This window comes from Sanguibacter sp. Z41_6 (assembly GCF_059621145.1).
On the sequence record NZ_JCAQIF010000001.1, the window covers coordinates 22,718 to 44,310 of the forward strand.

General features: G+C 71.9%; 22 protein-coding genes. 2 read left to right on the forward strand and 20 right to left on the reverse strand.

Annotation, left to right across the window (positions count from 1 at the left end; translation table 11 throughout):
• Positions 1-89: 89 nt before the first annotated feature.
• A complete protein-coding gene (locus AC54T1_RS00105) occupies positions 90-785 on the reverse strand; it encodes a response regulator (RefSeq protein WP_484343298.1) in 696 nt (231 codons plus the stop codon).
• A complete protein-coding gene (locus tag AC54T1_RS00110; protein ID WP_484343299.1) occupies positions 782-1,990 on the reverse strand; it encodes a sensor histidine kinase in 1,209 nt (402 codons plus the stop codon). Before AC54T1_RS00110 ends, AC54T1_RS00105 begins: the two co-directional genes overlap by 4 nt.
• Positions 1,991-2,181: 191 nt before the next feature.
• On the opposite strand from AC54T1_RS00110, the gene phoU reads away from it, so the two are divergent.
• The gene (phoU, locus tag AC54T1_RS00115; RefSeq protein ID WP_484343300.1) at positions 2,182-2,859 is read left to right on the forward strand and encodes a phosphate signaling complex protein PhoU; all 678 of its coding nucleotides are present in this window, start codon (positions 2,182-2,184) and stop codon (positions 2,857-2,859) included.
• A 72-nt stretch (positions 2,860-2,931) separates the two neighbouring features.
• Here phoU and AC54T1_RS00120 read toward each other — a convergent pair whose 3' ends face one another.
• Together AC54T1_RS00120 and mshA are read right to left on the reverse strand one after the other, a co-directional pair.
• Positions 2,932-3,669, reverse strand: a complete 738-nt coding sequence (locus tag AC54T1_RS00120; protein ID WP_484343301.1) for a phosphoglyceromutase — start codon at positions 3,667-3,669, stop codon at positions 2,932-2,934.
• On the reverse strand, positions 3,666-5,000 hold the full coding sequence (gene mshA, locus AC54T1_RS00125) for a D-inositol-3-phosphate glycosyltransferase (protein WP_496910591.1): 1,335 nt from the start codon (positions 4,998-5,000) through the stop codon (positions 3,666-3,668). The genes AC54T1_RS00120 and mshA overlap by 4 nt, the downstream gene beginning before the upstream one ends.
• Positions 5,001-5,114: 114 nt before the next feature.
• Between mshA and AC54T1_RS00130 the strand changes: the two genes are divergently transcribed.
• The gene (locus tag AC54T1_RS00130) at positions 5,115-5,414 is read left to right on the forward strand and encodes a (2Fe-2S)-binding protein (protein WP_496910592.1); all 300 of its coding nucleotides are present in this window, start codon (positions 5,115-5,117) and stop codon (positions 5,412-5,414) included.
• A gap of 338 nt (positions 5,415-5,752) precedes the next feature.
• Here the strand turns inward: AC54T1_RS00130 and AC54T1_RS00135 are convergent, their stop codons facing one another.
• The 16 genes from AC54T1_RS00135 to hpt all read right to left on the reverse strand — a co-directional run bounded on the left by AC54T1_RS00135 (position 5,753) and on the right by hpt (position 21,577).
• Positions 5,753-6,094 (reverse strand): histone-like nucleoid-structuring protein Lsr2, encoded by a 342-nt coding sequence (locus tag AC54T1_RS00135; protein ID WP_484343304.1) that lies wholly within the window; start codon positions 6,092-6,094, stop codon positions 5,753-5,755.
• Between the two features lie 90 nt (positions 6,095-6,184).
• Entirely contained in the window at positions 6,185-6,376 is a 192-nt protein-coding gene (locus AC54T1_RS00140; RefSeq protein ID WP_484343305.1) for a hypothetical protein, read from the reverse strand.
• 56 nt (positions 6,377-6,432) lie between these two features.
• Positions 6,433-7,965 (reverse strand): lysine--tRNA ligase, encoded by a 1,533-nt coding sequence (gene lysS / locus AC54T1_RS00145; RefSeq protein ID WP_496910593.1) that lies wholly within the window; start codon positions 7,963-7,965, stop codon positions 6,433-6,435.
• A gap of 44 nt (positions 7,966-8,009) precedes the next feature.
• Positions 8,010-8,903 carry a carboxylating nicotinate-nucleotide diphosphorylase gene (nadC, locus tag AC54T1_RS00150; protein WP_496910594.1) on the reverse strand — a complete coding sequence of 298 codons (894 nt, stop codon included), beginning with the start codon at positions 8,901-8,903 and terminating at the stop codon, positions 8,010-8,012.
• Positions 8,904-8,912: 9 nt separating this feature from the next.
• A complete protein-coding gene (locus AC54T1_RS00155) occupies positions 8,913-10,610 on the reverse strand; it encodes an L-aspartate oxidase (protein WP_484344225.1) in 1,698 nt (565 codons plus the stop codon).
• Between the two features lie 77 nt (positions 10,611-10,687).
• Positions 10,688-11,143: an aspartate 1-decarboxylase gene (gene panD, locus AC54T1_RS00160; protein ID WP_484343308.1), complete on the reverse strand. Its 456-nt coding sequence runs from the start codon at positions 11,141-11,143 to the stop codon at positions 10,688-10,690.
• On the reverse strand, positions 11,140-12,039 hold the full coding sequence (gene panC, locus AC54T1_RS00165; protein ID WP_484343309.1) for a pantoate--beta-alanine ligase: 900 nt from the start codon (positions 12,037-12,039) through the stop codon (positions 11,140-11,142). Before panC ends, panD begins: the two co-directional genes overlap by 4 nt.
• Positions 12,036-12,974: a Rossmann-like and DUF2520 domain-containing protein gene (locus AC54T1_RS00170; RefSeq protein WP_484343310.1), complete on the reverse strand. Its 939-nt coding sequence runs from the start codon at positions 12,972-12,974 to the stop codon at positions 12,036-12,038. The genes panC and AC54T1_RS00170 overlap by 4 nt, the downstream gene beginning before the upstream one ends.
• Positions 12,971-14,476: a PH domain-containing protein gene (locus tag AC54T1_RS00175; RefSeq protein WP_496910595.1), complete on the reverse strand. Its 1,506-nt coding sequence runs from the start codon at positions 14,474-14,476 to the stop codon at positions 12,971-12,973. The genes AC54T1_RS00170 and AC54T1_RS00175 overlap by 4 nt, the downstream gene beginning before the upstream one ends.
• Positions 14,473-14,973: a PH domain-containing protein gene (locus AC54T1_RS00180; protein WP_484343312.1), complete on the reverse strand. Its 501-nt coding sequence runs from the start codon at positions 14,971-14,973 to the stop codon at positions 14,473-14,475. Before AC54T1_RS00180 ends, AC54T1_RS00175 begins: the two co-directional genes overlap by 4 nt.
• Positions 14,966-15,445, reverse strand: a complete 480-nt coding sequence (locus tag AC54T1_RS00185; RefSeq protein WP_484343313.1) for a DUF3180 domain-containing protein — start codon at positions 15,443-15,445, stop codon at positions 14,966-14,968. The genes AC54T1_RS00180 and AC54T1_RS00185 overlap by 8 nt, the downstream gene beginning before the upstream one ends.
• Positions 15,445-17,235: a 2-amino-4-hydroxy-6-hydroxymethyldihydropteridine diphosphokinase gene (gene folK / locus AC54T1_RS00190; RefSeq protein WP_496910596.1), complete on the reverse strand. Its 1,791-nt coding sequence runs from the start codon at positions 17,233-17,235 to the stop codon at positions 15,445-15,447. Before folK ends, AC54T1_RS00185 begins: the two co-directional genes overlap by 1 nt.
• Complete coding sequence (gene folP / locus AC54T1_RS00195; protein WP_496911248.1) at positions 17,232-18,104, reverse strand: dihydropteroate synthase; 873 nt, start codon at positions 18,102-18,104, stop codon at positions 17,232-17,234. Before folP ends, folK begins: the two co-directional genes overlap by 4 nt.
• A 70-nt stretch (positions 18,105-18,174) precedes the next feature.
• Entirely contained in the window at positions 18,175-18,747 is a 573-nt protein-coding gene (gene folE / locus AC54T1_RS00200) for a GTP cyclohydrolase I FolE (RefSeq protein WP_484343315.1), read from the reverse strand.
• 32 nt (positions 18,748-18,779) lie between these two features.
• Positions 18,780-20,861 (reverse strand): ATP-dependent zinc metalloprotease FtsH, encoded by a 2,082-nt coding sequence (ftsH, locus tag AC54T1_RS00205; RefSeq protein ID WP_484343316.1) that lies wholly within the window; start codon positions 20,859-20,861, stop codon positions 18,780-18,782.
• 161 nt (positions 20,862-21,022) lie between these two features.
• A complete protein-coding gene (gene hpt / locus AC54T1_RS00210) occupies positions 21,023-21,577 on the reverse strand; it encodes a hypoxanthine phosphoribosyltransferase (RefSeq protein WP_484343317.1) in 555 nt (184 codons plus the stop codon).
• Positions 21,578-21,593 lie beyond the last annotated feature (16 nt).

Here is a 21,593-nt window from a genome sequence, read left to right on the forward strand (position 1 = left end):
TTAGAGAGCGCGGGTGGCCGCCCGACGGGCTCAGGGTGAACGCGAGGTGAACACTCGTCGACGGTGGGGCAGGGCCGCCGACGGCACCGTCAGTCGTGCTCGGCGAACTTGTAGCCCAGTCCCCGGACGGTGAGCACGAGCTCGGGCGCCGCCGGGTCGAGCTCGACCTTCGCCCGGATGCGCTTGATGTGCACGTCGAGGGTCTTGGTGTCCCCCACGTAGTCCGCGCCCCACACCCGGTCGATGAGCTGGCCACGTGTGAGGACCCGCCCCGCGTTGCGCAGGAGCAGCTCGAGGAGGTCGAACTCCTTGAGCGGCAGCGGAACCACCTCCCCGCGCACCGTCACGACGTGCCGCTCCACGTCGAGGCTGACAGGCCCGACGACGAGCGTCCCGGGGTCGTCGTCGTCCGCCGGGGACTGCGGCTGGCGGCGGCGCAGCACCGCACGCACGCGGGCGAGCAGCTCCCGGAACGAGTACGGCTTCGTCACGTAGTCGTCGGCGCCGAGCTCCAGCCCGACGACCTTGTCGATCTCACCGTCCTTCGCGGTGAGCATGATCACCGGCACGTCGCCGCGCTGCCTCAGCTCCCGGCACACCTCGGTCCCCGACAACCCGGGCAGCATGAGGTCGAGCAGCACGAGGTCCGCCCCCGACTCGTCGTACGCCGCGAGCGCCTCCGGCCCTGTCGCAACGGCGACCACCTCGAAGCCCTCCCGCTCGAGCTGGTACGTCAACGGCTCGCGGTAGGACTCCTCGTCCTCGACCACCAGGATGCGCGTCACGCCCCGACCTCCCTGTCTTCGGGCGGGGCGCCCAGCGCCCCGCGTTGCGGTTGTCCGGCGGCAGACCCGTCGGCCACGCCCGGTGCGGGCGCGGCCGCCGGGATGCGGAGCGTGAAGGTCGAGCCCTTCCCCGGCTCGGACCAGATCGTCACGTCTCCCCCGTGGTCGGCCGCCACATGCTTGACGATGCTCAGGCCCAGCCCCGTGCCCCCGGTGTCCCGGGACCGTGCTGGGTCGACCCGGTAGAAACGCTCGAAGATGCGTTCCTGCTGGGCGGCGTCGATCCCGATGCCCTGGTCCACGACGGCGATCTCGACGAGGTCGTCCACGAGCCGGACGCCCAGGCCCACACGCGTGCTCGGTGGCGAGTAGGCCACGGCGTTGTCGAGGAGGTTGCGCACGGCCGTGACGAGCAGGGCGTGGTCCCCGTAGACCTGCAGGCCCGGCTGACCGCCCACCTGCACCGTGATGTTCTTCGCCTGCGCGACCACCCTGGCCCGGTCCGCCGCCTCGGCGACGACGTCGTCGACCTCGATGACAGAGACCTCCTGCAGCGCCCCTGCGACCTGGAGCCGCGACAGCTCGATGATCTCGTGGACGAGCGCTGCGAGCCGCGTCGACTCCTGCTGCATGCGCTGCGCGAAGTGCCGGACCGCGGCCGGGTCCTCGGCCGCGTCCTGCATCGTCTCGGCGAGCAGCGAGATCGCGCCCACCGGCGTCTTGAGCTCGTGGGAGACGTTCACCGCGAAGTCCCGGCGGATGGCCTCGACGCGCCGCGCCTCGGTCCGGTCCTCCGCGAGGACCGCCACGTGCCGGGCGTCGATGCTCGCGACGCGCACCTGGAGCATGACGCGACCCCGGCCGACCGGTCCCCGCGGGAGCTCGAGCTCCTCGTCGGCGATCACCCCGTCCCGGCGCACGGCGTCGACCATGTCCTGCACGGCCGCGTGGGCGATCGCCTCCCCCCGCACGACGCCGAGCGCGTACGCCGCGGCGCTCGCCCGGATGACGACGTCGTCGGGACCGAGGACCACGGCCGCGGAACGCAGGATCGCGAGCACCCGGGCGACGCCCGGATCGATCTCGGGGGCGGGCTGCTCCGGGACGCGTCGCTGCTCGTGCTCGCTCACCCGGAAGGCGAGCGTCGCCAGCACGCCCGTGACCAGGCCGAGCAGGCCGGCCACCACCACCTCGAATCCGTCCACGCACGCCAGCCTACGGTTCCGTGTCGGCGCCGTGGGCCGCTCCCAGCCGCCTCGGGCACGCCCCGTCGGGCCCACCGGACACCGTCCATGAAGTGTTCATCTGCGCCCCACCTCCTGTTCACCCACGGGTCGTCGCGTCCACACCTCACGTTGGGACGCTCGGGGCCGTACCGGACGACGAGAGGGAACACATGCGCGACATCTTCGAAGCAGAGCTCCACCAGGTCGGCGAGGACCTGGCCGAGATGAGCACCCTCGTCGAGACCGCGATCACGCGCGCCGGCACCGCTCTGCTCACGGCCGACCTCGAGCTGGCGCAGGCCGTCATCGCGGCCGACCACGCGATCGACCAGCTGGAACGGGGCCTGGACGAACGCTGCGTGCTCCTGCTCGCCCAGCAGCAACCGGTCGCGACCGACCTGCGCGTGGTCGTCTCCGCCCTGCGCATGAGCGCGACGCTCGAGCGCATGGGAGACCTCGCGCGGCACATCGCCCAGGTGGCACGGGGCCGCTACCCCCATCCCGCCATCACCGGAGGGGCACAGCCGACCTTCGCCGCGATGCACGACGCCGCGACGCAGCTCGCGAGCCGCACGACGGTGCTGCTCACGACCCGGGACCTCGCTGTCGCGGAGAACATCGAGCGGGACGACGAGATCCTCGACCAGCTTCACAAGGACACGTTCGACGCGCTCCTGCACGAGTCCTGGTCCGGGACCGCCCAGGAGACCATCGACGTCACGCTCGTGGGCCGCTACTACGAACGGTTCGGCGACCACGGGGTCTCGATCGCCCGCCGCGTCGCCTTCCTCGTCACCGGGGAGTTCACGGACGAGCACCGCCGACCGGTCCAGCCGGCCGCACGCTGACAGGACCCGGGGTCAGACACGAAGGACGCGCCACCCGCACGGGTGGCGCGTCCTTCGTTCGTCGGGCAGGTCTCAGCGACCCTGGTTCGCGACGGCCTGGATGGCTGCTGCGGCAGCGTCGGCGTCGAGGTACGTGCCCCCGGGGACGACCGGGGCGAAGTTCTCGTCGAGCTCGTAGACGAGCGGGATGCCCGTCGGGACGTTGAGCCCCGCGATGGCCTCGTCGTCGATGCCGTCGAGGTGCTTGATGATCGCGCGCAGCGAGTTGCCGTGCGCCGCGACGAGCACCGTCTTGCCGGACGTGAGGTCCGGGATGACCTCGGACTCCCAGTAGGGCAGGGCGCGGACGAGGACGTCCTTGAGGCACTCGGTGAGGACGACAGGCGCGTCCGCGTAGCGCGGGTCCGCGTCCTGGGAGAACTCGGAGCCGACCTCGATGGCGGGCGGCGGCACGTCGTAGGAGCGCCGCCACGTCATGAACTGCTCCTCGCCGAACTCCGCGAGGGTCTGCTTCTTGTCCTTGCCCTGGAGCGCACCGTAGTGACGCTCGTTGAGGCGCCAGCTGCGCTTGACCGGGATCCAGTGGCGGTCAGCGGCGTCGAGCGCCAGGTTCGCGGTCGTGATCGCGCGGCGCAGGAGCGACGTGTGCACGACGTCGGGGAGGATCCCTGCGTCGGCGAGCAGCGTGCCGCCGCGCCGCGCCTCCTCGATGCCCTTCTCGGACAGGGCCACGTCGACCCAGCCGGTGAACAGGTTCTTCGCGTTCCACTCGCTCTCGCCGTGGCGGAGCAGCACAAGGGTGTATGTCATGTCATCCATCCTGCCGCATGCGCGTCAGCGGTGCCCGGGCCTTTCGTCCGCTGGACACCACCGTCACTGAGCCTCGTCGCCGCGAACGCGTAGGCCTTGAGCGTCTGCTCGGCGGTGGCGTCCCAGCTGAACCGCGCGCCGACCTGCCGTGCACCCGCAGACAGGCGGGCCCGCCGCTCGTCGTCGTGCAGGAGGTCGTCGAGCGCACGTGCCCAGACGGCCGGGTCGTGCCCGGGGACGAGGACACCGGTGACGTCATGATCGACCGCCGTGCGCAGTCCTCCGACGTCGGCAGCCACCACCGGCGTCCCGCACGCCTGCGCCTCGACCGCGACCAGCCCGAACGACTCGCTGCGGGACGGGACCGCCACGAGGTCGGCGGCACGGAACCACTGGGCCAGGCGGTCGTGCGGCACGGGATCGCGCAGGACGAGGTGGTCGGCGACCCCGAGCTGTGCTGCCAGCGCGGTGAGCTCACGCAGCGCCGTCGGTCGGCCGCTCGGACCACCGAGCACGACGAGCGTGGGCACGTCGCGCCCCTGGGCAGCGAGCACACCCAGCGCGCGGACGAGGACGTCCGGTGCCTTGAGCAGCTGCACCCGCCCGGCGAACAGCACGAGAGGACCGCGGACAGGCAGCCCGAGCGCCCGGCGCTCGGCCTCGCGCCCCGGCCCCCCGGGGTGGAACGTGTCGAGGTCCACGCCCGGTGCCACGACGTGCACCCGCGCCGGATCGGCGTCGTACAGCGCGACGAGGTCCTGCGCCTCCTGGTCGGTGTTCGCGATGAGGGCGTGCGCTTCGGCGGTGACCTGCTCCTCGCCGATGATGCGGTTCGGCGGCTCTGGTTCGTCACCGGGCGCGAGGCTCGCGTTCTTCACCAGGGCCATCGTGTGCATGGTGTGGACGAGCGGGACGTCCCAGCGGTCTGCCGCCAGCCATCCGGCCTGCCCCGACAGCCAGTAGTGCGAGTGCACGACGTCGTACCACCCCGGGCGTCGTGCGGCTTCCGTCCGCAGGACGCCCGCGGAGAAGGAGCACAGCTGGCCGACGAGGTCGGCCTTGTCGAGCCCCTCGAACGGGCCGGCCGTGATGTGGCGCACGAGGACGCCGTCGGCCACCTCGACGACGTCGGGCTGCGCGGAGTGCGTACGCCGCGTGAAGATCTCGACCTGCGCGCCGCGCCGGGCCAGGGCCCGGGACAGCTCCGTGATGTAGACGTTCATGCCGCCCGCGTCACCGGACCCCGCCTGCTCGAGCGGCGACGTGTGGACGGAGAGCATCGCGACCCGGGGAGAGGTGTCCGGCACGTCGGGCGACGCAAGATGTTGCATCCGTCCAGTCTCCCACCATCGCTGGACAGCTCTCACCGCGCCGGACGCCGGCGCACCGGGAGCGCGGGCCGAAGGTCCCACCGCCGCACGCCGCCGCACACCCACCATGGACATATGGGAACCACGACAGCACATGACTCACTCGCCGCCCTGCGGTCGATGCTGGACGACGAGCCCGCTCAGCCGCTCACGCCGCTCGACGCCGACGCATGTGAAGCCCTGCCTGACGACCACGTCGTGTGCACCTGCAACAACGTCACCGCTGGCGAGATCCGGACAGCGATCTCGACCGGCGCGTGCACCACCCTCGACGACGTGCAGGTGTGCACCCGCGCCGGCGGAGCCTGCGGGGGCTGCCTGCCCGCCGTCGCCGGCCTCGTGGACGTGGAGATCGGTCGGTCAGGCACCTGCTGACGAGGCAGCTGCCGAGCGCTCCGGACCCGGCCAGACCACTGCCGGGACGTCCCGACGAGCGGGTGCAGGGCCGGCAGGCTCTCGCCCGTGGGCGGAATGGAAACGCTTTCCTTTGTCCGTCCCGACCTGCACGCCCTGCCAAAACCGTCCCCGTTCGGCCCCCAGCACTCCCGCGATCCGACGTAAATGATTAAAAGTTCACCGAGGGTCCATCCGTCAAAAACGACCAGAAATGGTTCGGGACAGGCACCCGGCAATACGCCTGCGAGACGACGAACGCCGGGTCGGACCGGCTGGTGCCGGACCGACCCGGCGTCATGCCGAGCGCAGCAGGTGCGTCAGTTGGCGGCCTCGTACGCCGCACGGACCTCCGCGGAGATACGACCACGGTCGTTCACCGTGAACCCGTTCTCCCGGGCCCACTCACGGATCGTGTTGGCCGACGGTCCACCGCTGTTCCCGGCGGAGCGTCCCGGCGTCCTGCGGGCCTGGCGGGCCGCAGGACGACCGACCTTGCGTGCGTGACCGACCCACGGTGCGAGCGCCTCACGAAGCTGCGTGGCGTTCTCCGTCGTGAGGTCGATCTCGTAGGAGACGCCATCCAGGGAGAAGGACACGGTCTCGTCCGCGCCGCCACCATCGAGGTCGTCGACAAGAATGACCTGAACCTTTTGAGCCACTGGGAGGACCTCACCATTCTTCATCACGTTGGTCCTTAATCATCACACCGTTCGGCATTCATCGTCAACAGCGCGCATTTTTCGGGACAACTATGCCCGGTCCGGTGAAGTTCCTGCGTGATGATTGTGCTCAGAAAGTGTGTTCTCGGCCTCGTCCAGCTTTGCGAGCTCCGCACGTTCGTTCCGATCCGCACGGATGATGAAGCGCATGACGAAGTAGAAGATCACACCGACACCGATGGACGGCACCAGTGCGGCGACGGCCGCCCAGAAGGTATTCACACGTCGATCCTACGCAGCGAACCTTGGAGCAGAACCGGTCCGGCAGGTGGCGCTGGTCACGCCTGCGGCTTGACCAGCGGGAAAAGGATGGTCTCGCGGATGCCGAGCCCGGTGAGCGCCATGAGCAGGCGGTCGACGCCCATGCCCATGCCACCGCTGGGGGGCATCGCGTACTCCATCGCTGTGAGGAAGTCCTCGTCGAGCGCCATCGCCTCGTCGTCGCCAGCAGCGGCGAGCACCGCCTGCGCCTCGAACCGCTGGCGCTGGACCACGGGGTCGACGAGCTCGGAGTACGCGGTGGCGAGCTCGAACCCCCGGACGTACAGGTCCCACTTCTCCACCTGCCCGGGCTCGGACCGGTGGTCGCGGGTCAGGGGCGAGGTCTCGACGGGAAAGTCCCGCACGAAGGTCGGTGCGTAGAGCGCGTCTCCCACATGGTGCTCGAACAGCAGCTCGACGAGCCTCCCGTGCGACACCTTCTTCGGATCCATGCTGATCTCGGCACGCTCCGCGAGCGCGAGCAGGTGCGGCACGGTGGTCGCCGGCGTGATCTCCTCCCCGAGTGCCTCGGAGAGCGAGCCGTACATCGTGATCTCCGCCCAGTCACCACCGAGGTCGTACTCCTCACCCGACGGCAGCGTGACGACCGTCGTGCCCAGGACGTCCCGTGCCGCTGTCTGCACGAGGTCCTTCGTCAGCTCGGCCATCGTGTTGTAGTCGCCGTACGCCTCGTATGCCTCGAGCATCGCGAACTCGGGAGAGTGGGTCGAGTCCGCGCCCTCGTTGCGGAAGTTCCGGTTGATCTCGAACACCCGCTCGATCCCACCGACGACAGCCCGCTTGAGAAACAGCTCGGGAGCGATGCGCAGGTACAGGTCGATGTCGTAGGCGTTCATGTGGGTGGTGAACGGACGCGCCGCGGCGCCACCGTGGATCGTCTGCAGCATCGGCGTCTCGATCTCGAGGAACGACCGCCGGTGGAAGTTCTCCCGCAGCGAGCGCACGACGCCAGCACGCAGGCGGGCGGCATCCCGTGCGGCGGGCCGGGCGATGAGGTCCACGTACCGCTGGCGGACGCGCGCTTCCTCCGACAGGTCCTTGTGCAGCACGGGCAACGGACGGAGCGACTTGGCGGCGATCTGCCACGAGTCGGCGAACACGCTGAGCTCTCCACGCTTGGAGCTGATGACGCGCCCGTGGGCGAAGAGGTGGTCACCGAGGTCGACGTCTGCCTTGAACGCCGCGAGGGAGTCCTCGCCGACGACAGCCTGGCTGAGCATCACCTGCAGACGGTTGCCCTCACCGTCCTGGAGCGCGACGAAGCAGAGCTTGCCGGTGTTGCGCAGGAACACCACGCGCCCGGCGACCCCCACGAGGTCGTCCGTCTCCTGGCCCTGCTCGAGGTGGGCGTACTGCTCGCGCACCTCAGCGATCGTGTGGGTGCGCGGCACCCCGACGGGGTACGCCTCGTCACCCCGCTCGATGAGGCGGTCGCGCTTCGCGCGCCGCACCCGCAGCTGCTCGGGAAGATCGTCGCCGTCACGGACGGGAAGGGCGTCGGCAGGAGCAGGGGTCTGGGCGGAGTTCACCGCACTATTCTAGACGCCGCGGCACGCCGACCCCGGTGCTCGGGTCAGCCCACGAGGTCGAGCGCGAGGTCGAGGATCGGTGCGGAGTGCGTGAGAGCACCGACCGACATGTAGTCGACACCCGTGGCCGCGACCTCCGCGGCACGGTCGAGCGTGAGGTTGCCCGTCGCCTCGAGCTCCACCCGGCCCACCTCCGGCTCGAGCGCGCGGACCGCCGCGACGGTCGCTGCGAGGACGGGCGTCGGCATGTTGTCCAGGAGGAGGAAACGGGCACCGGCACGTACGGCCTCGAGCGCCTGCTCCGGTGTGTCGGCCTCGACCTGCACGAGGACGTCGCCGAACCCCTCGCGCACGGCGCGCACGGCCGCGTCGACCGATCCGGCTGCGACGACGTGGTTGTCCTTGACCATCGCGACGTCGTAGAGGCCCATGCGCTTGTTCGTGCCGCCACCCGCGCGCACGGCGTGCTTCTCGAGCGCCCGCAGCCCGGGTGTGGTCTTGCGGGTGTCGAGGACGGTGGTACCCGAGCCGGCCAGCTGGTCCGCCCAGGCACGGGTCGCGGTGGCGACGCCCGACGCGCGGCTCGCGAGGTTGAGCAAGGAGCGCTCCGCGACGAGCATCGCCCGGACGGGCCCGGTGAGCACGGCCAGCCGCTGTCCCGCGACGACCCGGTCCCCGTCCGCCGCCTCGAGCTGCACCTGCACCGGATCGAGGCCGAACCGTCGGGACACCTGGTCGACGGTCTCCTGCACGATCGCCAGCCCGGCCACCACTCCCGCAGCGCGGGCCATGAGGTGCGCGGCGGCGTGCGTCGACGCCGGGATCGTCGCCTGGCTCGTCACGTCACGACCGGGATCACCGCCGAGGTCCTCGTCGAGCGTGCGGCGGACGGTGTCGGAGATCCACGCGGGATCGAGGAGCGCAGGAGAGTCGGTCACCGCCCCAACCTAGCGGGCCTCGAGCACACCGTCGTCGTCGAGTCGCACGACCACGCGGCGCTCCCAGGCCGGGTCCGGCTCCGGGAAGTCCGTACGGAAGTGGCCACCGCGGCTCTCCGCCCGGACCGCCGCCGCCGCGGTGAGCGCAGACGCGACCTGGTGGACGTTGCTCGTCTCCCACTCGGCCGTCTGCGGCAGCGCGCTGAGGTCACCGGGCACCGGCTCGGGGAGGTTCGCGTCGGTGCGCACCTCGCGGAGCGTGCGCGCCGTGGCTGCGAGGCTCTCCGCGGAGCGGAGCACCCCCGAGCCGGCGGTCGTCGTGCGCTGGATGCGCGACCGCGTCGCCGCCATGACGAGGCCGGTGGGACCGGGTCGTCGGACGGGTTCGAGGAGCGGCAGCTCCCCCGCCGCCATCCGGGCCGCGATGTCTGCCGCCGCCCGGTGGGCGAACACGAGCCCCTCGAGCAGGGAGTTCGAGGCGAGCCGGTTGGCACCGTGCACCCCGGTGCAGGCGACCTCGCCGACAGCGTAGAGACCGCGCACGGAGGTGCGTCCGGCGAGGTTCGTCGCCACCCCGCCCGAGTGGTAGTGCTGGGCCGGGGCGACCGGAACCGGCTCCTCGGTGATGTCGAAGCCCTGCGCGAGGAGCCCCTGGGTGATCGTCGGGAAGCGGCGGCGCAGGAAGTCGGCACCGAGGTGCCGGGCGTCGAGGAACACGTGGTCCGAGCCGGTCGCCGCCATCTGTCGGACGATCGCGTGCGCGACGACGTCGCGCGGCGCGAGCTCGGCCATCGGGTGCACCGCGGGCATGAACCGGTGCCCGTCGACGTCCACGAGGTAGGCGCCCTCGCCGCGCACCGCCTCCGAGATCAGGGTGAGCTGCCCGCGGGCAGCGCTGCCCAGCCACAGGACCGTCGGGTGGAACTGGACGAACTCGAGGTCACCGAGGTCGGCGCCAGCACGCAGGGCGGCCGCGACACCGTCCCCGGTCGCCTGCGGCGGGTTCGTCGAGGACACGTAGATCTGACCGATCCCACCGGTGGCGAGGACCACCGCGCGGGCGCGGGCAGCGCCGACGCCGTCCCTGCTGCCCTCGCCGCGCACGTGCAGGGTCACCCCGCACACGGCACGGCGCGGGCCGTCAGGCGTCGCGGGGGCGATCGGCCCGGCGCTCGTCAGGAGGTCGATGACCAGGGCGTGCTCGATGACCTCGATCCCGGGATCGTTGCGCACGGCCTCGAGCTGGGCGACGAGCGCCCGGGAGATCTCCGCGCCCGTCGCGTCGCCACCCGCGTGCGCGATGCGGTCGGCGTGGTGCCCACCCTCGCGGGTCAGCGACATCTCGCCGTCGACCTCGGTGTCGAAGTTCGCCCCCCGCCCGACGAGCTCGCGCACGCGCGCAGGCCCCTCCGTGACGAGGATCTCGACAGCTGCCGGGTCGCAGACGCCACCACCCGCGACGAGCGTGTCCGCGAGGTGCGCGGCCGGGGAGTCGGAGGGATCGAGCGCGGCAGCGATGCCGCCCTGCGCCCACACCGTCGAGCCGGACGAGAGCTCACCCTTCGTGACGAGCAGCACGCGCGGCACGCGCGAGCGGAGTTCGAGCGCGGCCGTCAGACCCGCGATGCCCGAGCCGACGACGATGACGTCGGCGTGCGTCACCCATCCCGGCTCCGGGGCTGCGAGAGTCGTCGCGAGGCGGGTCACCGGGAGCCCGCCCGGTGCGGGGACGCCGGCGGCGTCCGGTGCGGGTTCGACAGCGACGTGCGGTGCGAGGCCTGCGCTCACGCGTCGATGCCGACGGCGGACTGGAACGGGGTGATCTCGAGCCCGCTGGCCTCCAGCCCGTACCCGTCGGGCACCTGGCCCGGCTCGTGGGACAGGTCGACGATGCGGTTGTCGCCGTCGACGAACACGACGCGCGGCAGGAAGTGGCGCGCCTCGGCGTCGGCGAGCATGCCGTACGCGATGACGATGACCGTGTCGCCGGGGTGGACGAGGTGGGCGGCGGCGCCGTTGATGCAGATCTGGCCCGAGCCCGGCTCGCCGGGAATGACGTACGTCGTCAGTCGCGCGCCGTTCGTCACGTCGACGATGTCGACCTGCTGCCCGGCGACGAGGTCGGCCGCCCGCAGCAGGTCGGCGTCGACCGTGATCGACCCCACGTAGTGGAGGTCGGCCTGGGTGACGGTGGCGCGGTGGATCTTGGCGATCATCATGGGACGTTGCAAGGACGTCACGGGGTGCCTCCTGGGGCGGGGTGCTGAGGAGCCGGGTGCAGCTCCACCGCCATGGTGTCGATGAGACGGGTGGGCCCGACCCGTGCGGCGACGAGCAGCAGGGCGGGACCGGCGTAGGTCTCCGGCGCGGTGTCCACCGTAGTCGGATCCACCAGCGCCAGGTAATCCACGTCAACGCCCTGGGCCGTCCCAAGAATTCCCAGCGCCGCGGTCCGGACCTCCTGCGGTCCCGCTCCGTGGGCTGCGGCGTCACGACCCGCCCGCAGCGCCCGGGAGAGCGCGAGGGCCGCACGCCGGTCGTCACCCGACAGGAACGCGTTGCGGGACGACAGCGCGAGCCCGTCGGGGTCGCGGACGGTGGGCACCCCGAGGATCTGCACCGGGACCTCGAGGTCGGCGACCATGCGCCGGATCGCGAGGATCTGCTGGGCGTCCTTCTCACCGAACACGGCGACGTCGGGCGCCGTGAGGTTGAGCACCTTGAGCACCACGGTGAGCACCCCGTCGAAGTGCCCGGGCCGCGACGCGCCCTCGAGCACCGTCCCGATGGGGCCGGAGCTCACCCGGACGAGCGGGGGCCCACCCGGGTACATCTCGTCGACGTCGGGCGCGAACACCACGTCGACGCCCTCCCCGGTGAGCAGGGCGAGGTCGGCCTCGAGCGTGCGGGGGTACGCCTCGTAGTCCTCGCCCGGCCCGAACTGCAAGGGGTTGACGAAGATCGACACGACGACCTCGTCCGCGACGCCGCGGGCGGCACGGACGAGCTCGAGGTGCCCCTCGTGGAGTGCGCCCATCGTCATGACGAGCGCACGCACCCGCCCGGTCGGCTGCTCCCGGCGCAGGGCGTCCGCGAGCGCCGCACGCGTCGTGGCCAGGACGGGCGTGCGACTCATCGGGGTCCCTCCTCAGGGGCGTTCAGGACATCGAGCAGGGCCTGCGCCTGCGCCTCGCGGATACGACCAGCGTCGAGGGCCCGGACCGTGGCCGCCCGGCTCAGAGCACGGTAGCTGCCGGGAGTGTCCGTGGCGTCGCGCTCCGCAGCGAGCGCGGTGAGCGCCGCGAGATGCGCCTCGACGGTGCCCGCGTCACCGCGGACGACGGGCCCGGTGAGGGTCTGGACCGGGTCGCCGACCCCGTCGGCAGCGCGCAGCGCCCCGTCGAGCGCGGCGTGCAGCAACGGGGCGAGCGCGCGGCCCGGGTCGTCGACACCGGCCACCTGCAGCGCCTGCGCCGCCTGGGCGACGAGCACGACGAGGTGGTTCGCGCCGTGCGCCAGCGCTGCGTGGTAGAGGCCGCGGTCCCGCTCGTCGATGACGACGGGCTCGCCGCCGATCTCGACGACGAGCGCCTGACCGATGGGCTGGACGGGGGCCGGTGCGGTGACCGCGAACGTCGCACCCTCGAGCCGGCTGAGGTCGAGCGACGTCCCCGTGAACGTCATCGCGGGGTGGATCGCCACGGGGATCGCGCCCGCCGCCCGGGCAGGCGCGAGGACGTCCGCCCCGTAGCGGCCGGAGGTGTGCACGACGATCTGGCCGGCCTGCCAGGCCCCCACCTCGGCGAGTCCGCGCACGAGGCCGGGCAGGGCGTCGTCGGGCACCGCGAGCAGCGCGAGCTCCGCGCGCTCGACGACGTCCCGCACCTCGAGCACCGGGACCCCGGGCAGGAGGGTGTCGATGCGCTCGCGTGACGCCTCCGAGATGCCGCTCGCCCCGACGACCGCGTGCCCGACCGCACGGAGCGCACTGCCCAGCACCGCTCCCACGCGGCCTGCGCCGACGACCCCGACCCCGAGACGACCCGGCCGGGGACGAGGTTCCGGGCTCACCCGGCACCTTCCATCCAGCGCTCCGGCCGCGCCGAGAGCCGCGCCTGACGGGCGCGCTGCGACTGGTCCGCGAGGAGAGCGGCCGCGTCCGAGGCGGCCAGGTGGGGCACCTTCGGCGAGATCGGGCCGACGGTGGAGTGCAGCGCGACCGACGCGAGGTCGAGCCGTCGCTGCAGCGGGCCCTGCGTGATCGCGAGCGACTGCGTCCGCTCGTGCGGGACGATCTCGACGGTGCGCACGAGTCGGCCGCTCCGGACGAGCAGGCCCCGGCCCATCACGGCGAAGCCATTGCGCCGCCACGCCACGGGGTCCACCCAGCGCGCCCGACGGGGGCTCGTGGTGAACCCCTGCGCCTCGCCGCTGCCGACGAGCGCGGCGTCGAGCAGGGCCAGCGGGTCCGCGACCCCGAGGTCGGGGAGGACGAGCCACAGGGCCCGGAGCGCGTCGTCGCGTGTCCCCACCGGCAGCAGCACGGTGTTGGTCTGCTGCCCGTCGGTGCTCAGGCCGTACCCCGCGACGTTGACGTCGACGCGCCACCAGCCGAACCGGCGCCACAGCAGCCCCTGGCGCAGCCGGATCGCCTGGACGCGGCCGGGCGGGATCGTCTGCGCGCGCGTCTCGAGCAGGCCGTGACGCAACCGGATGCCGTCCGGAGAGATCGCGCCACGGAAGTTGAACTCGCTGGTGAACCTCGCGACGACGAACGTGCCGGTGACGAAGAGCCACGGCAGCACCGAGACGAACGGCGTCACGCTCCGCGTGATGACCGCTGCGACGGTGGATCCGACGACCATGACGACGAGGACGAGCGCTCCAGCAGTGAGCAGCAACGACGCGACGAGCCGGCCAGCGGGAACCTCGAGGACGTCCTGCTCCGGAGCCTCGACGCTCTCGCCCTCGTCGACGACGCCCGCGGCGCGGGCGAGGAGGGTGTTGCGCAGAGCCGCGGCGTCGGCGTCACGGAGGAAGCCGAGCCGCACGTTGGAGTTGAGACCGCCCGCGACCTCGAGCTTGAGCTCCGCCAGGCCGAAGAACCGGGCGAGCAACGGCTTGACCACGTCGATGGCCTGCAGGCGGTCGAGGCGGACCTTGCGCTGCTGCCGGAAGAGGACGCCCGAGTGCACGTACACGGCCTCGGAGTCGTACGCGTACCGCATGACACGCCACGACAGCCAGGCGTAGATGCCGCCGGCGAGCACGGCGGCGACGACGACCCCGGCGATGATCCACCAGTTGTCGGTCGGCAGGACGGATCCCCCGCTGGGCAGGTTCTCGACGGACTGCTGGGCGAAGATCGCAAGGATGACGGCGAGGACGGCCCATCCACGCACGAGCGGCGTGACGGGGTGCAGGCGGCTCCAGGTGAGATTCTCGTGGTCGGGCTCGACCGTCTCCTCCGAGCCGTGCCCGCCCCTCTCCTCCGCCGCGGCTTCGAGCGCCACCGCGCGCTTGCGCAGCTCGACGACCTCGGGGGACGCCGGTGCTGTCTCGTCGCCGCTCACAGGCCCGCCAGCCGTGCCTCACCGCGGGATGCGAGGCGGTCGCGCAGGCGCGCAGCCTCTCCCGGCACGAGCCCGTCGATGGAGGCATCCGTCGCCATGGACGCGGTGTGCAGCTCCACGGAGGCGATCCCGAGCTTGCGGTCGAGGGGCCCGGCGCTCACGTCGACGAACTGCATCCGCCCGTAGGGCACGACGACGAGCGACCGGAACAGCACGCCCTTGCGGATGAGGAGGTCGTCGTCCCGCTCCGCGTAGCCGATCGCGCGGACCTGCCGGGTCACGACCACGGCGGAACAGGCGGCGACGAGGACGAGCACACCGGTGACGATCCACAACCACAGCTGGCTGAAGATCACCGCGAGGACGGCACCCGCGAGCGCAGGGACGCCGAGGTAGAGCGCGAGCATCACGAGACGTGCGGTGGTGAGCCGCGGGGACACGCGCTCCCACTCGATGCCCTCCGGGTCGAACGCGGACGGCGTGTTCAGGTCAGTCATGTGCACCATCCTCCCGCACGGCGTCATCGGACCTGTCATCGGGCGGCAGCTCGCACCACCGCTCGGCGACGAGGGCGAGCACGGTGAGCACGATCGCGCAGAGGGCGGCGACGCCAGCGGAGAGCGCCCGGTCCCGCTGCGAGGCGACGTCGGCATGCTCCGCCGCGAGGACGAGCTGGGCGCCGTACCAGCCCACGAGGATCGAGCCGGTGAGCGCCCCCGCCTTCGCCAGGGCGACCGTGCGCGCCGCCCGGAGCCCGCCGAGACCCGGGCGCTGCCCGCGCACGTACGCCCGGACCGCCCGACCGGCCCAGAGCACGCCGACCCCGACGACGAGGAGCACGGGTCCGACGATCCACGGCACAGGGGCCAGGTAGGTCCCCCGGTCCTCGAGGATGGACAGCACGCCCCACCCGACGACGAGGACGGCCGCCGCGAGCAGCCCGAGCGTGCTCAGGCGCGTCCGGCCCATCAGCGGAGGGGCGCCTGCGGCGTCGCTGTGCGGGCATCGGTGCCGGGCTCGCCCTCCTGCAACCAGTCGAGCGCCATCCACCGGACGCCCTCGACGTCGGGAGCCGTCGCGGCGAGGGCAGCGACCGGCCCCCCACCCAGGCCCGGCAGCACGGCGTCGGGCAGGATCTGCGCCCACGGCGCCAGCACGAACGCGCGTTCGTGGGCACGCGGGTGCGGCAGCTCAAGGTCGTCCGAGGACGCCACGAGCGAGCCGTACACGATGATGTCGACGTCGAGCGTGCGCGGACCCCACCGTTCGTCGCGTGCACGACCGTGCGCCTCCTCGACGCCCTGGCACGCCTGCAACAGCTCCCGGGGAGACAGGGTCGTGCGCAGAGCGACAACCGTGTTGAGGAAGTCCGGCTGGGCGGGCCCACCGACGGGCGCGGTGCGCGCCAGCGGCGCAACGACCACGACCTCGACACCGTCGATCTGACCGAGGTCCTCGACCGCCCGGCGCAGGGTGCCCTGCGCGTCACCGATGTTCGCCCCGAGAGCGACGATCGCCTCGACAGGATCCGTGGGACGGGCGCCCATCCGGTCTGGGACGCCTGGCCTCTCCTCCTCGCCGGACGCGACCCTCACCTGCTCGTCCATCACGAGGTCGGGAGCCCAGTCGTCTCCGAGCCGGGCGAACCCCAGCACCTCCGTACGAGGACCGTCGTCGTCCTCGAGGAACGCCGGGTTGAGCCCAGCGGGCGGCTCGTTGCGGCCGCTGGCCGGCAGGCCGGACCACTCGTCGGAGGGCGGCTCCGGGGACGGGTCCGTGTCGCGGACCGGGTGGAGGATCTGGGTCGCGTCGAGAGACGGTCCGGGGTCCTGGGGCGCCGGCTGCGACAGGTCGATCGGCCCGCGCCGGACCGACCGTGCGCGCTCGCTCGGCGGGGTCGGCTCGACCGACAGGCTGTGCTCCACCGACGGAGTCGGCTCCACCGACAGGCTGTGCTCCGCCGACGGGCTGTGCTCCACCGACGGGCTGTGCTCCACCAACGGGCTGTGCTCCACCGACAGGGTCAGCTCCGCGGGTGGGAGCGGCGGGGCCGGCGGCTCCGGCGGGAGGGGCACGGGCGGGAGGACCGGCGTGCCGAGGTGCTCCAGCTCCGTCGTCGCGGGGCGGCTGATGACGACCGGCTCGGCTCGACGACGAGCGGGTGCCACGGGGTCCTGCGCCGGGAGGTCACGGGGCGCGGCGTCCGGTGCCGAGGTGTCGCCCGGGGTGCCCAGGGGTGCAGGCTGCACGGCCGGGGTGTCCTGCGACCACGTGTCCGGGGCTGTGAGGCCCGGCGCCGCGAGGTCCGCGCTCGCGATGCCGTCGAGCGCGCCCGGCGTCGTCACCGGACGGCGGACGCGGTCACGCCGGATCGACACGACGACGTCCGCGAACGGCACGCTGATGGGCGCCTGCGGCTTGTGCACCGAGACGTCGACGGCGACGACCTGCGGGTGCGCGAGGGCCGCCTGCGCGATCCGCTCGGCGACGGTCTCCACGAGGTCTGCGGGCGCACCCGCGAGGATGGCGACGACGTCGTCCGCCACCGCGGCGTAGTTCACCGTCCGGTCGAGGTCGTCCGAGCTGGCGGCAGGCCTCGTGTCGAGGTGGAGGGTGACGTCTGCGGAGAAGTCCTGCCCGTCGCGACGTTCGCTCGCGAGGACCCCGTGGTACCCGTACGCCGCCAGCCCGGCGAGGTGGATCCGGTCGAGCAGCCGACCGTCCTCGTCCAGTGCGGGTGGCAGTGCCGGCGTGCTCATCGGTGGTCCCCGTTCGTCGGTGGTGGTCCGGTCGGTGCACGGCGTCGTGAAGCCGGGTGCCGGCCACCGTACCGCTGCGCGATCAACCATGCCCGAGCCACGTGCACGGCGTCCACTGTGCCCCGGACGTCGTGCACGCGCACGCACCAGGCGCCGGCCGCAGCCGACAGCGCGCTCACCGCCGCCGTGGCGCCGTCGCGTTCGAGCGGACCGACCGGCTGACCGTCCGCCCCGGCGAGGAGGTGGCCGAGGAACCGCTTGCGCGACGCCCCGACGAGCACGGGCAGGCCGAGCTCGTCGAGCTCGTCGAGGTGCGCGAGCAACGGCCAGTTCTCGGCACCGGTCTTCGAGAATCCCAGGCCCGGATCGAGCACGAGCTGGCTGCGCCGCACGCCCGCGGACTCGAGCGCCGTCACCCGCGCCGCGAGCTCGGCGCGCACGTCGTGCACGACGTCGTCGTACCCGGTGAGGGCGTCCATGACGTCGGCGTGCCCGCGCCAGTGCATGACGACGTACACGGCGCCGGTCCGCGCGACCACGTCGGCCATGCCCGGGTCGGCGAGACCGCCGGACACGTCGTTGACGACGAGCGCGCCGGCGTCCACGGCCTGCTCGGCGACGACGGCCCGCGTCGTGTCGACCGACACGACGGCGCCGAGCGCGGTGAGCTCCCGCACCACCGGCAGCACCCGGGCGAGCTCGTCCTCGACGGCGACCCGTCCGGCTCCGGGGCGCGTCGACTCACCGCCGACGTCGAGGATGTCCGCCCCCTGCTCGAGGAGTGCGGCACCGTGCGCGACGGCTGCGCCGGGCTCGAACCACCGACCCCCGTCGGAGAAGGAGTCCGGCGTGACGTTGACGACGCCCATGACGAGCGTGCGGTCGAGGTCTGTGAGGCGCGCCGGCAGCGGCGCCGGGTGCCGGGCGGTCACCGGCACGTCAGCGTCCGATGATGAGGCTCATGACCTCGGCCCGCGTCGCGGCGTCACGCATCTGGCCGCGGACGGCGGACGTGACGGTCCGTGACCCGGGCTTGCGCACGCCGCGCATCGACATGCACAGGTGCTCGCACTCGACGACGACGATCACGCCACGGGGCGCGAGCGCGGCCACGAGCGCGTCGGCGACCTGCGCGGTGAGGCGCTCCTGCACCTGGGGCCGACGCGCGAAGACGTCCACGAGCCGTGCGAGCTTGCTCAGCCCCGTCACCGTCCCGTCGGCGTTCGGGATGTAGCCGACGTGAGCGACGCCGTGGAACGGCACGAGGTGGTGCTCGCACGTCGAGTAGATCTCGATGTCCTTGACGAGCACCATCTCGTCGTGGCCGATGTCGAACGTCGCGTTGAGCACGTCCTCGGGGGTCTGCCGCAGACCGGCGAACGTCTCCGCGTAGGCGCGGGCGACCCGCTCGGGGGTGCTCCGCAGGCCGTCCCGGTCCGGGTCCTCCCCCACGGCGATGAGCAGCTCCCGGATCGCCGCGGCGGCACGCGGGAGGTCGACCTCGCGGGTCAATGCCTGGCCTGATCGTCCGTCGACCGCTTCCGTCACGGAGTGCCGTCCGAGGTGGGCCTGTCCTTGCTCAGCTCCACAGGCGTGCCGTCGCCCACCGCTGACCCGGGCGGGAGCTCCCCGATGCTCACGGCAGGCTTCTCCTCGCGGGCAGCCGCGGCCTCGTCCTCGGGGATGACCGGCCCGTCGCCGTGCTCGACCTGCTCTGCGGCCGTGAGCACGGGCGGCCGGTCCGAGACCGCCCGCTGGTCGCTCGAGAGCCACACCTTGCGCGGGGGACGCTTGACGACGGGCTCGAAGATCTCGGCGAGCTCCTTCTGGTTGAGCGTCTCCTTCTCGAGGAGCTCGAGCACCAACCGGTCGAGCACGTCGCGGTACTCGATGAGCACCTCCCACGCCTCGTCGTGCGCGGACTCGATGAGCTTGCGCACCTCGTGGTCCACGGCGCCCGCCACGGCCTCGGAGTAGTCGCGCTGGTGGCCCATGTCACGGCCGAGGAACGGCTCGCTCGACGCGTTGCCGAGCTTGATGGCTCCCACGCGCTCGCTCATGCCGTACTCGGTGACCATCTTGCGGGCCGTCGAGGTCGCCTTGTCGATGTCGTTCGAGGCACCGGTCGTCGGGTCGTGGAAGACGATCTCCTCGGCGACACGTCCACCCATCGCGTACGCCAGCTGGTCGAGCAGCTCGTTGCGGGTCGTCGAGTACTTGTCCTCCGTCGGCATGACCATCGTGTACCCGAGGGCGCGGCCGCGGGGCAGGATCGTCACCTTCGTCACGGGGTCCGTGTACCGCATGGCGGCTGCGACGAGCGCGTGGCCACCCTCGTGGTACGCCGTGATCTTCTGCTCCTTGATGTTCATGATGCGTGTCCGCTTCTGCGGACCAGCGATGACCCGGTCGATCGCCTCGTCGAGCGCGCGATCGTCGATGAGCTGGGCTCCGCTGCGGGCGGTGAGCAGGGCCGCCTCGTTGAGGACGTTCGCGAGGTCGGCACCGGAGAAGCCGGGCGTGCGTCGTGCCACGGCGCGCAGGTCGACGCCATCGACGATCGGCTTGCCCCGCGCGTGCACGCGCAGGATCGCCTCACGACCGTCGAGGTCGGGCGCCTCCACGGCGATCTGCCGGTCGAACCGACCGGGACGCAGGAGTGCGGGATCGAGGATGTCGGGGCGGTTCGTCGCCGCGATGAGGATGACGTTCGAGCCACCGCCGAACCCGTCCATCTCGACGAGCAGCTGGTTGAGCGTCTGCTCGCGCTCGTCGTGCCCGCCACCCATGCCGGCCCCACGGTGGCGCCCGACCGCGTCGATCTCGTCGACGAAGATGATCGCGGGGGCGTTCTCCTTCGCCTGCGTGAACAGGTCGCGGACGCGCGATGCGCCGACACCGACGAACATCTCCACGAAGTCCGAGCCCGAGATGGAGTAGAACGGCACGCCCGCCTCACCCGCGACGGCACGGGCGAGCAGCGTCTTCCCGGTCCCGGGAGGGCCGTAGAGCAGGACACCCTTGGGGATCTTGGCGCCGACGGCCTCGAACTTGGCAGGCTCGGCGAGGAACTCCTGGATCTCCCGCAGCTCCTCGACGGCCTCGTCGGCACCGGCGACGTCGCTGAAGGTGACCTGCGGCATCTCCTTGCTGTGGAGCTTGGCCTTGGACTTGCCGAAACCCATGACGCGCGAGCCGCCACCCTGCATGCGGCTGAGGATGAAGTAGAAGATCACACCGATGATGAGGAACGGGATGATCACCGAGAGCATCGAGCTGAGGAAACCAGGGCGCGAGACCTCCGAGTTGAACCCGTCGACCGGGTCCGCCGCGGTCACAGCCTCGACGATCTGCTCGCCCTGGGGCTCGACGTAGAAGAACTGGACGTTCGTCCCGAGGTCTTCGTCGTCGACGACGAAGTCCTCGGAGAGCGTCAGACGCACCCGCTGGTCGCCGTCGATGATGAGCGCCTGCTCCACGGTGTCCCCGGCGAGGAGCTCGAGGCCCTGGGACGTGTCGATCGTCACCACCTTCTCACCGAAGATGGCGCTGAGGGCGAACCCCACGATGACGAGACCCAGGATGATCCACAGGAACGGGCCGCTAAAGAGTCGCTTCATTTTCATCGGGGTCGGGGGGCTCCCCCGATTCCTTCCGTTCGCGCACTGATACCTCGCCGAAAGTACACGCGATACCTGGTGGTTTGCTGGTCCGTCGGCCGGTGTTCGCCCAGGGCTGGACGGGCTCGGTCAGCGGGTCGGACGATGACGGCGGTCCGCGCCGGGTGTCAGCTGGCGTAGACGTGCGGAGCGAGCGTGCCGACGAACGGCAGGGTGCGGTACTTCTCGGCGTAGTCGAGGCCGTACCCCACGACGAACTCGTTGGGGATGTCGAAGCCGACGTAGCGCACGTCGACCTGGACCTTCGCCGCGTCCGGCTTGCGCAGCATCGCGGCCACCTCGACGGACGCGGGCCCCCGGCTGCGCAGGTTGGAGATGAGCCACGAGAGCGTGAGCCCCGAGTCGATGATGTCCTCGACGATGAGCACGTGGCGACCGGTGAGGTCCGCGTCGAGGTCCTTGAGGATGCGTACCACGCCGGACGACTTCGTCCCCGAGCCGTACGAGGACACCGCCATCCAGTCCATCTCGACGCCACGGTGGCGGATGCGGCGCGAGAGGTCCGCCATGACCATCACCGCGCCCTTGAGGACGCCCACGAGCAGGAGGTCCTTGCCCTCGTAGTCGGCGTCGATGCGGGCCGCGAGCTCGTCGAGCTTCCCCGCGATCTCGTCTTCGCTCAGCAGGACGCTCTCGATGTCGCCGGTCTCGGCAGATCCCACAGGTGTGGCTCCTCGG

Coding starts and splice junctions, on each gene's coding strand:
- panC (WP_484343309.1), bottom strand. CDS start 12,039: ATGAGTCGCACGCCCGTCCTGGCCACGACGCGTGCGGCGCTCGCGGAC.
- ftsH (WP_484343316.1), bottom strand. CDS start 20,861: ATGAAAATGAAGCGACTCTTTAGCGGCCCGTTCCTGTGGATCATCCTG.
- AC54T1_RS00120 (WP_484343301.1), bottom strand. CDS start 3,669: ATGACATACACCCTTGTGCTGCTCCGCCACGGCGAGAGCGAGTGGAAC.
- AC54T1_RS00130 (WP_496910592.1), top strand. CDS start 5,115: ATGGGAACCACGACAGCACATGACTCACTCGCCGCCCTGCGGTCGATG.
- folK (WP_496910596.1), bottom strand. CDS start 17,235: ATGAGCACGCCGGCACTGCCACCCGCACTGGACGAGGACGGTCGGCTG.
- phoU (WP_484343300.1), top strand. CDS start 2,182: ATGCGCGACATCTTCGAAGCAGAGCTCCACCAGGTCGGCGAGGACCTG.
- mshA (WP_496910591.1), bottom strand. CDS start 5,000: ATGCAACATCTTGCGTCGCCCGACGTGCCGGACACCTCTCCCCGGGTC.
- folP (WP_496911248.1), bottom strand. CDS start 18,104: ATGGGCGTCGTCAACGTCACGCCGGACTCCTTCTCCGACGGGGGTCGG.
- AC54T1_RS00180 (WP_484343312.1), bottom strand. CDS start 14,973: ATGACTGACCTGAACACGCCGTCCGCGTTCGACCCGGAGGGCATCGAG.
- AC54T1_RS00185 (WP_484343313.1), bottom strand. CDS start 15,445: ATGGGCCGGACGCGCCTGAGCACGCTCGGGCTGCTCGCGGCGGCCGTC.